This is a genomic window from Pseudoalteromonas rhizosphaerae, assembly GCF_902498845.1.
GTDB classification, from domain to species: domain Bacteria; phylum Pseudomonadota; class Gammaproteobacteria; order Enterobacterales; family Alteromonadaceae; genus Pseudoalteromonas; species Pseudoalteromonas rhizosphaerae.
Map to the genome: position 1 here is coordinate 161203 of NZ_CABVLM010000012.1, position 9091 is coordinate 170293.

The following is a 9091-nucleotide window of genomic DNA, read 5'->3' on the forward strand; positions in this document are numbered from 1 at the left end:
CTCTTTAATTATACCTTTTGCGGCTACTATTTAAGCAGTTAGCTTATTGATTGTTAAAATAAAGGTTTTTGCTAGTGACAAGCCAGTAAAAACTTTTTATACTGCAACCCGCTTTAGTCGCTTAGGTGATTAAACGCTTCAAAAATTTAGCTTTGTTTAAAAACACAAGCTAATACAAAATGGCCCCTTAGCTCAGTTGGTTAGAGCACACGACTCATAATCGTTAGGTCCCCAGTTCAAGTCTGGGAGGGGCCACCACTTTTAAAAGCTTTCCAAGTAAATACCTACTAACCGAAATTACCCTGTGCTACCTCTGTGCTACCTCTGTGCTACTTTTCAATATAGCAAAGTAATATAATCGTGTAACCTCACTTGCGTTCCAATAATGTTTGCATATTTGTTTTTATAAATTAATACTTCATAGTAAAGTGTTATTTAAACAGTAGGGAACGCTATGGATAACGAGTTAGGACAGATATCACTTTATTTATCTAAGAAAGGTAAAATTTTTAGTGATTTGATTGATGTTGAAAAAATGCCGCAGGTAGAAAGTGACTCTTTTAAAGTTAGAAGCTTTGAGGTGGGTGGTTGTCTCTGCGAGTTTTATTGTCATCAAATAAAATCAAACTTATCACCTCCGCCATGGTTGGACTTTATTAATTCACAGCTAGAGGGCGGTTCCGAAATTAATTTCACAATCTCATCCTTACGTCCAAGTGGATTATTATTGGTAATGAAAAATGATCGTGTTTTTGCTGCCGCATTTGGGACTCGTGGTCGAAGCTGGTTAAAGAAAAACTTATTTGAGCCAGACTTTGGTATCAAAGTAGCTATGAATTTATGCGGTAATCAAGAAGTTAGGCAGGCAAAAAGTTCAGTGCACTCTAGTACAACAAAAATGATTGACCGTCAATTAAGCAAGCCTTCTGATGCATTTGATTTTGGTATGTCAGAAACTGAGTTACTGAGCTATTTATCAGCACACCACTCAGATGATAAAAAAGTTACGTTGCAAGGTAAGAATAATCTAACTGTTAAAGTTGTTGGTGATGATAAGATTAACTGGGAACGTTTGATTTCTAATTTGAATGAGTACCTAGAAGCTTACAATTCAGAAGCTTACAAAGATTTATTCCCGAATTATCCCAATTTATCTCCAGTTTCCGAAGAAGTTAAAAATGAGCTTGATGAAAAACTTTTGAAGTTAATTCAAGTCGAAGACTTTTCTAAAATACATTTAGCTATTCCTGAGTTCATACCTGATGACGAGTATAGCTTTTCCTACTCGAATTCTGATAAGCGAGAAAATAAAATTTTTTCCCATATTAGTGTTGATGATTTAGCAAAAGTTGTTTTTAAAGATATCAGGAAAATATCGTTAAGTAGGCTGAGTCGCAAAAATATTTATGCATACTCACATGATCAAAACAAGATATTAAGTTATAAAAATTGGTCTCTGTATGAATGTCTTGTCGCCGAAATAGCAGATGAATCCTGTTATGTTCTTTCTAATGGTGAGTGGAGAAAAGTTGATGATGATTTTTATGAAGCAATTAATAACTTCATCAATAAAGAATTGAAAGAAGTTGATATATCAAACAGCTATAAAAATATAGATATCTCATGTGGAAAACTCAAACAAAATAGAGAAGAAAATTTTAATCAAAAATACTGTGACCTGAACCCTGATTCAATAAAATTTGATCAGGCTAAATTACAAATTGGAGGAGGTAGAAAGGATAAAGAGTTTTGTGATATTTTTGAAATTGATAGTCAAGGGAAAGGTAATATAATCCATGTTAAAAAGTATGGAGGGTGTAGCTCAATCAATTATTTATTCTCTCAAGCCCGATTTTATTGTGAATCTTTTTTAGTTGATCCTAAGTTTATTGATCAAATAAGAAACTATATTGAGAAATCAGGCCATCTACAGAAAAATTTATTTTTAGACCATATCAAAGAGATTCCTGAAGAAATATTTGGAACTGATTATTCTGTTGGTCTGTGGTTACTGTACGATAAAACAAAAATAAAACCTGACAAAAATAGCCTGCCACTAATGGCTAAATATGAATTGAAAATGACCTATGAAAGGTTAAGAAGGGTCTTAAAATATAGCAATGTGAGTTTAAGCATGGTGCCCGTAAAAGTTATAAACTTTACAACTTCGAAATAGCTGCAACTATTTACCTTAAATAAACTTCAGTAATTTCAGCTCTGAAGTGGCCTAGCTCTTGCGATACAGTTTCGAGAGCAGTTGTCCTACTTAAGCCTAAGTTCTTTAGTTCATCCATTCTCTCTTGTGCGTAGCTATGCCTGAGTCCATGAGCGCCATTAGAAAAAAATAAAGCACGATTAGATGCTTTTGAAAATGAGCATGACCATTTATGACCTCCACCAATATCATAACGTTGCAAATAGTTAATTTCTCTATCACGAACCGTCATGGGCTGTGTTAAGCGCCTTTGTTCTAGCTGTGTAGCTAATGCGCTAGGTATTAATACATCACGGATTAGGCCGCCTTTGCCTTTCACTGTATAAATACAACCTTCTCGAACAAGCCATTTACTGTCTAGCGCTGGACGGATATCAGCTTTACGCTCTGATACTTTGGCAATTGTTAAAAGTTCATGTAATTTTTTTGCCATTAAAAAAACGACAAGAGCCCTAGGGTATATTCAGAATTTGAATCACTTGCTAATAGGCACTTAAGTGACATAATGAATAGAGAATCATAAGGCTTCATATGACACCAGAAGAACTAGAGCGACAGGCAATTGCCTATGCTAAAAATAATAGGACTCGTATAGCTCGCGAGTTAACAGATAAAGATCAGTTTCCTCCTGATACTAGGCCGGTTTCTGTTTTTATGGCAGGTTCGCCTGGTGCTGGAAAAACTGAAGCTTCAAAAGCCTTTTTGGAAGAAATTGGAGCTGATAATGTATTAAGGCTTTATCCTGATGAACTAAGAGAGCTTATACCTGGTTATACAGGTGATAACTCGTATTTATTTCATCGCGCAGTTTCTTTTATTGTTGAGCGAACACTTGACCATGCGTTTAAAAACAAGCAATCTTTTTTGTTAGATGGAACTTTGGCAAGTTATGATGTTGCAAAAAAGAATATTGAACGCTCTATCCGTAAGGAAAGGCAAGTACTAATTCTGTTTGTATATCAAAAACCAGAGCTGGCTTGGGAGTTCGTTGAGGCAAGAGAAAAGCTAGAGGGACGTAGAATTCTAGCTGATACCTTTATTGATCAGTTCTTTGCTTCTCAGGAGGTTATAAGGGAACTTAAGCTCAAGTTCGGTAGTCAAATTCAAGTGGATTTATTAGTTAAAAATAATAAGGGCAAAACACGTTTTTATCACGATAATGTTCAGGCAATAGAGCATCATTTAGATGAAAAATTCACTAGAGAAGATCTACAGAGCCTGATAGAATCACCGTCCAGCTCAAAAAACGAGCTTTAGGAGTACCTATGTTTTCAAATTTATTAAAGCCAAAGCAAGCTCAAAATTCTAAGCTTTCAGATTTTGTGCTAGATTCTAGCTCAAGCGAGAAGAAGCGAGTTTATAGCCAAGTTATTGATCGCGCTATTACCTCTCAAGTGCAGCTTGTAAATAAAGCGTCTGCTATCCAAAAATAATTAGTAAAAAGTCCCGCAATGGGACTTTTTTAGTTTTGAGAGTGTTAGTTAGAAAGTAATTCTAAGCACTATGGTTAAACAATAAACCTGAGCTGCTGTTGCCTGCTGACGAAAATAAACTTCCCATCAAGGTTGATACGTTCTTTTTCACGCTAAGTTGGATTGAAACCAGTTCTTTGTCTAACTCTTTTTGCAATTCAGCTTTTTGTGATTGTTGATCTGCTTTGGTAAGGCTGCTGTCATCGTCAAGTGCGCGTATTTTTTCTTGTAGTTCTTTAATGTTTTTAATCATTTGTTGCTGTGTACTTTCTACCGTCTCATTGTTGTCAGTTTTATTTTCAGCAGTGTCTTCTTCGCTACTCTCCACCTCTGTGGTAGAGGTTAGCTGTTCTTTGTCACTTGTTTGCTGTGTGCCTGCTTGTGTTTGCTTTAAATAGTTTGGATCTGTAAGCAGTGATGAAGGTATATTCGTTAGATTCATTGCGTGTCCCGTGCGGCAAAAAGTTGACAAGTTATTTGGTTTAAAAAATAAATGCATTAAGCGTTCCATATTTGGGGGCTTGAAATATACTTTCTATTCTTCAAAGTGCAGCGTTAAGGAATATCTGCATAGTGAACTTGATTTTATATGCAATAGTTAAAGTAAGGTTGGCTTTCGCTTTTAACTCTACTACTATGAAAAAATAGACAAAAATGGGTTGTGCTGAATGAATGACAAACTAACTGAATGTGAAAAGGTATCGTGTAATGACTGTGCCGATTTAGAAGGCCTAGGCTTTGATTTTACTATGGCATTTCAACCAATTGTAAATTGTAAGACGCGCTCTATCTTTGGCTATGAAGCTCTAGTGCGAGGCATTAATAATGAGTCTGCATATTCTGTTATCGCAAAAGTAAATGAAGAAAATCGTTATACTTTTGATCAGTTCTGTCGAATAAAAGCGATTGCTTTAGCCGCTAAGTTAGGGGTTGATTCTATGCTTAGCATTAACTTTTTACCCAATGCTATTTATAAGCCAGAACGCTGTATTCGTACCACCTTAGAAGCAGCTAAAAAATATAACTTTCCGACGCAACGAATTATGTTTGAGTTTACTGAAGTTGAGAAAATAGAAGACAGTGCTCACATTAAGCGAGTGGTTGAATATTATCAATCTCTAGGCTTTACAACAGCTCTGGATGATTTTGGATCTGGTTACTCGGGCCTTAATTTATTAGCCGATTTTCAAACGGATATTATTAAGCTCGATATGGAGCTTATTCGCAATATAGATTCAGATAAAGTACGCCAATCAATAGTGACTCATAGCTTAAATATGCTTCGTGAATTAAATATCACCCCATTAGCAGAGGGGATTGAGACCCTTGCAGAATATACATGGTTAAAAGCCGCAGGTATTGAGTTAATGCAAGGGTATTTATTTGCTAAACCAGGCTTTGAGAGCTTGCCAGTAGTTGATTTTATTGACTATTGATTACTCTTTGGTAGTGCCAGCGATAACAGTGCTGCTAGGGCAATAAAGCAGCTTGAGATCCATAAGCAGGCTTCAAGTCCATATTGTTGATACACCCAGCCCGATAAAACAGTGCCTAGTAATCTCCCCATAGCATTGGCCATATAATAAAAGCCTACATCAAGTGACACGCCATCACTATCAGCAAGCCTTACAATTAAATAGCTATGCAATGATGAGTTGATAGCAAACACCGCACCAAATATCAGTAAACCGATAATAACGGATGCTTGTATATAAAAGTCAAAATGCAGAGCTAAGGCAATAATGGCCGGTATAGCTGTTAAGTAACTGGCCCATAAAAAAGCGCTACGGCCACAGGGCACCTGAACTGATTTTTTTCCTGTACTCATTATGTTTGTAATATAAGGCGCAAAAGACTGCACTATGCCATAACCAATAATCCAGCATGCCATAAAGCCGCCAACCCACCAGTGATCCCAGGCAAATGTAGCCGCTAAAAATACCGGTAGCGCCACAACAAACCAAACATCTCTGGCGGCAAATAAAAATAGTCGTGCCGCAGAAAGTACATTAATTGCTTTGCTCTTAGAGAATAGCTCACTAAATTTGGCTTTATTTTTAGCTTTGCCTAAATCTTCTTTTAATGCGAATAAACTAAATAGCCAAACCATAGTGAGCATGCAGATCATGATTAGCATTGCGCCATGAAACTCTAGCAAAGTCAGCAGTACGCCACCTAAAAAGAAGCCAACACCTTTTAACGCATTTTTAGAACCCGTTAAAATAGCCACCCATTTGAAAAGCTGGCCTTGCGCTTCTTTTGGTACTAGTAACTTAATAGCGCTTTTGGCGCTCATTTTATTCAGATCTTTTGCGATCCCTGAAAGCGCCTGCGCAGCCATCACATAAATTACGGTGAGTGTATCTACAGGTGCCATAAGCATTGCCAAAGACACAATTTGTAATGCTAAGCCAATGTTCATGGTTTTATTCAGGCCGAATCGAGCTCCCAGCCATCCGCCCACTAAATTGGTGATCACACCAAAAATTTCATAAAACAAAAACGACATAGCAATACTAAGTGGGCTGTAACCTAATTGATAAAAATACAGCACCACGAGCATCCGCAGTGCGCCATCAGTTAAAGTAAATGCCCAGTAATTACTGGTAATGATCAAATATTGTTTTATTTGTGGGGAGAGTGCTGTGAATCGATCCACGGTTAATTATTCCTTGTCAGCTAGACCAACTTTACGTACCAGTTCCGCAGTTCGGTTCGCGTAGCCCCATTCATTGTCGTACCACACATAAAGTTTTACTTGAGTGTCGTTGATCACCATGGTTGATAGCGCATCAATGATGCTGGAACGAGGATCGGTTTTGTAGTCAATAGATACCAGTGGGCGTTCTTCGTAGCCCATAATACCTTTTAGTTCATTTTCAGCAGCATCCTTAAGTAATTTATTTACTTCAGCAACGGTAGTACCGCGCTCAAGTTCAAATACACAGTCAGTAATTGATGCGTTAGTTAGCGGTACGCGAATAGCATGGCCATTTAGTTTACCTTTTAACTCTGGAAATATATGCGTTATAGCAGTAGCTGAACCAGTTGTAGTGGGGATCAAACTTGTGCCGCATGAACGTGCACGGCGTAAGTCTTTATGCGGCGCATCAATAATTGTTTGGGTGTTGGTTATGTCATGAATGGTGGTGATTGAGCCATGCTTGATACCAATCTTTTCATGAATAACTTTTACTACTGGTGCTAAGCAGTTAGTTGTACATGATGCAGCGGTAACGATTGGGTAAATCTCTTTATTATAAAGGTGGTCGTTTACACCTATTACTATATTTAAAATACCCTCTTCTTTTACTGGTGCTGTAACAACTACGCGTTTTACACCTTGATCAAGGTAAGCTTGCAGTAGTGCCTTGGTTTTAATTTTACCCGACGCTTCAATAACGACATCACAGTTTGACCAATCAGTCTGTTCTGTTTTAGTGTTTTGCGTAAAAGCAATTGTTTTACCATTAATTATAATAGTATCTTCAGTATGACTTGCTTCGTGATGCCATTTACCGTGTACTGAATCAAACGTCATTAAATGAGCGAATGTTTCAGCATTACCGCCTGGATCGTTAATATGGACAACTTCTATATCATGCCAATCAAATGCTGCGCGCATTGATAATCGGCCCATACGGCCAAAACCATTTATACCTACTTTTACTGTCATAATTACATCCTGATTAATTGTTGGGTTGTAAGTGCGGTAAAGCTAGCGCTTCATTACGTTAGCCAATGTTAAATTGTGCTGTGTTTATTAAAGTTATCGTTAACTGCAAAAGCTCACTTTATTAGGTCGTTTATGCATAGTCGCTAATCGCTTAAGGCTGTTGATGATCAGATGGAGATTACTTTCAGTGGTTGTACTAATAATCGTCTTGCTCCATTGTGGCAATCTTGGATTAATTTGGTAAAACACCCATTGTCCGTGCTTTCTATCTGTAATGATGCCGGCTTTCTTTAATACGGCTAAGTTACGCGATACCTTTGGTTGGCTTTGCTCTTGTAGTGCTACCATTAATTCGCAAACACATAACTCGCCATAGTAGTTGGTTAACATTAAAGTTTTTAATCGGATCTGATCAGTTAAGCATTTATAAAATATGCTTGGATCTATCGATAACTCGTTATCTTGATCTGAGATGGTACTACTACATAGTGGCACATACTGATGTGATTGCAGGTTATTAATATTACCGTGTACGTCAATAAACATATCCAGTCGTTTATCAAGTTCATAGAGGGTTGCGACAAAGGGCTCTAAACCTACCATTACTTTTGGATCTGCAATATCCCACCCAAGTTGCAACAGTGCGCCTTTATAAGCTCTGCATTCATTGTTTGCTCTTTCACATAGCGTAATAACATAATCAAAAGTCTTATCTGTAAACTCAGCTATATGTTTTGCGCTGAGCTCAGTTATCGGCAAGTTAAACTTTTGCAAACAATTAATTGTTCTAGAATCAATATTATTAGGAGCGATCCCAGCACTATAAACATCAAAAATCTCTCCCGCTTTATTTCTCAGTAATACTTCTGCCATTTGTGAACGGGCTGAATTCTCAGTGCACAGAAAGAGCACACTCTGCTTTGAGCTATTACTTTGGGACATGTAAATTAAATATTCTGACTGACAATATCTATTAAGTGTATATATGAAATTTCATATATACAATACTAGTGTTATTAATATCAGCGTATATGAATGTGAAACCCTATTTTAGAAGGATTGAACAATAGCGATTATCTATTTTTTAGATGTGTTTTTAAGCATCTTGGCTAAAAAGCAAGCGTAAGGCATGTTTTTTATAGTTTTCTTTAAAAAACGCTTGCGTAAAATTCGCCGCGCCCTATAATGCGACCCCACTGAGACGGCAGCAGGCAACGCTTAAGCTGCAAGAGTTAATCAGTTAGTCGAGTAAAACTTGAGTTTAGGTTTTTAATAAAGTTTAAAATTAAGTGTTGACAAAAAAATAGGAAAGCGTAATATGCGCAGCCCTAGCGAGATAAAGTTTAACTTTAACCGCAACGTTCTTTAACAATATAAAGCAATCATCTGTGTGGGCACTCGTACAGATTGAGTTCTAACAGCCGAGCTTAACTTTCTTTTAGATAGCTAAGCAAGGCAAAAAATTTAGAGTCTCAATTGAAACTGAGTGACCAACAGCAATAACTTACTTAGGTTTTACTTAAGAAAAGAATTGCAGCACAGTCAATTCGTTTTTGGCAACAAAAACAAATAATTCAGAATTCATTGAGCTGTCGAAAGACAAAAAACTTTTAATTGAAGAGTTTGATCATGGCTCAGATTGAACGCTGGCGGCAGGCCTAACACATGCAAGTCGAGCGGTAACAGAGAGTAGCTTGCTACTTTGCTGACGAGCGGCGGACGGGTGAG

General features: G+C 37.2%; 9 protein-coding genes, 1 tRNA gene and 1 rRNA gene. 6 read left to right on the forward strand and 5 right to left on the reverse strand.

Annotated elements, in window-relative coordinates; translation table 11 throughout:
• The first annotated feature begins 181 nt into the window (after positions 1 to 181).
• Positions 182 to 258, forward strand: a tRNA-Ile gene (locus tag PSR9079_RS17865).
• A 196-nt stretch (positions 259 to 454) separates the two neighbouring features.
• Positions 455 to 2176 (forward strand): DUF6119 family protein, encoded by a 1722-nt coding sequence (locus tag PSR9079_RS17870; RefSeq protein ID WP_149982678.1) that lies wholly within the window; start codon positions 455 to 457, stop codon positions 2174 to 2176.
• A gap of 10 nt (positions 2177 to 2186) precedes the next feature.
• Here PSR9079_RS17870 and PSR9079_RS17875 read toward each other — a convergent pair whose 3' ends face one another.
• A complete protein-coding gene (locus PSR9079_RS17875) occupies positions 2187 to 2648 on the reverse strand; it encodes a site-specific integrase (protein WP_246175597.1) in 462 nt (153 codons plus the stop codon).
• A gap of 98 nt (positions 2649 to 2746) precedes the next feature.
• Between PSR9079_RS17875 and PSR9079_RS17880 the strand changes: the two genes are divergently transcribed.
• Both PSR9079_RS17880 and PSR9079_RS23705 read left to right on the forward strand, forming a co-directional pair.
• Complete coding sequence (locus PSR9079_RS17880; RefSeq protein ID WP_149982679.1) at positions 2747 to 3472, forward strand: zeta toxin family protein; 726 nt, start codon at positions 2747 to 2749, stop codon at positions 3470 to 3472.
• A gap of 8 nt (positions 3473 to 3480) precedes the next feature.
• A complete protein-coding gene (locus PSR9079_RS23705; protein ID WP_179959214.1) occupies positions 3481 to 3648 on the forward strand; it encodes a hypothetical protein in 168 nt (55 codons plus the stop codon).
• Between the two features lie 61 nt (positions 3649 to 3709).
• Here PSR9079_RS23705 and PSR9079_RS17885 read toward each other — a convergent pair whose 3' ends face one another.
• Positions 3710 to 4129, reverse strand: a complete 420-nt coding sequence (locus PSR9079_RS17885; protein WP_149982680.1) for an ANIS5 family metal-binding protein — start codon at positions 4127 to 4129, stop codon at positions 3710 to 3712.
• 226 nt (positions 4130 to 4355) lie between these two features.
• Between PSR9079_RS17885 and PSR9079_RS17890 the strand changes: the two genes are divergently transcribed.
• The gene (locus tag PSR9079_RS17890; RefSeq protein ID WP_064668622.1) at positions 4356 to 5123 is read left to right on the forward strand and encodes an EAL domain-containing protein; all 768 of its coding nucleotides are present in this window, start codon (positions 4356 to 4358) and stop codon (positions 5121 to 5123) included.
• On the opposite strand, the gene arsJ is transcribed toward PSR9079_RS17890, so the two are convergent.
• From arsJ to PSR9079_RS17905, 3 genes are all read right to left on the reverse strand, one after another.
• The gene (gene arsJ / locus PSR9079_RS17895; protein WP_149982681.1) at positions 5117 to 6346 is read right to left on the reverse strand and encodes an organoarsenical effux MFS transporter ArsJ; all 1230 of its coding nucleotides are present in this window, start codon (positions 6344 to 6346) and stop codon (positions 5117 to 5119) included. The two genes, PSR9079_RS17890 and arsJ, sit on opposite strands and share 7 nt — an antisense overlap.
• A gap of 6 nt (positions 6347 to 6352) precedes the next feature.
• Complete coding sequence (locus PSR9079_RS17900) at positions 6353 to 7363, reverse strand: ArsJ-associated glyceraldehyde-3-phosphate dehydrogenase (protein ID WP_149982682.1); 1011 nt, start codon at positions 7361 to 7363, stop codon at positions 6353 to 6355.
• A gap of 99 nt (positions 7364 to 7462) precedes the next feature.
• On the reverse strand, positions 7463 to 8305 hold the full coding sequence (locus PSR9079_RS17905; RefSeq protein WP_149982683.1) for a metalloregulator ArsR/SmtB family transcription factor: 843 nt from the start codon (positions 8303 to 8305) through the stop codon (positions 7463 to 7465).
• A 669-nt stretch (positions 8306 to 8974) separates the two neighbouring features.
• Between PSR9079_RS17905 and PSR9079_RS17910 the strand changes: the two genes are divergently transcribed.
• Positions 8975 to 9091: ribosomal RNA gene (locus PSR9079_RS17910) — 16S ribosomal RNA — on the forward strand; the annotation flags it as partial.